Origin of the sequence: Cupriavidus sp. SIMBA_020, assembly GCF_046535395.1 — a bacterium.
Lineage (GTDB): Bacteria > Pseudomonadota > Gammaproteobacteria > Burkholderiales > Burkholderiaceae > Cupriavidus > Cupriavidus campinensis.
This window is the reverse complement of sequence record NZ_JAWRWU010000754.1, coordinates 1-266: the sequence shown is the minus strand read 5'-3', so window position 1 is coordinate 266 and position 266 is coordinate 1. Positions and strand designations below refer to the sequence as shown.

At 68.4% G+C, this 266-nt stretch carries 1 protein-coding gene; it reads left to right on the top strand.

What is annotated here, in order from left to right:
* Positions 1-223: winged helix-turn-helix transcriptional regulator (locus tag SB751_RS31360; RefSeq protein WP_410749192.1), on the top strand; the 223-nt coding region annotated here is incomplete at its 5' end.
* Positions 224-266 lie beyond the last annotated feature (43 nt).

Sequence of the window (266 nt, the reverse complement as noted above, 5' to 3'; positions counted from 1 at the left end):
CCGCGATTTGCCGGGCATTTCGGCGCGCGTGCTCAGCGTGCGTCTGCGCGAACTGGAGACGCGCGGGCTCGTCGCGAAACACAAGCTCGACAGTTCGCCGCCGTCGGCCGAATACGTGCTGACCGATCTCGGGCGCGAATTGCTGCCGGCCATCGACATCTTCGCGGCCGTGGGGCAGAAGGTGCTGGCGGCGTGGCAAGCGTCGCCAGCGGCTATCGCGTAACCCAGGTAAGCCGCCCGGCTCATTCCTCACCGCCGAGCCGTCG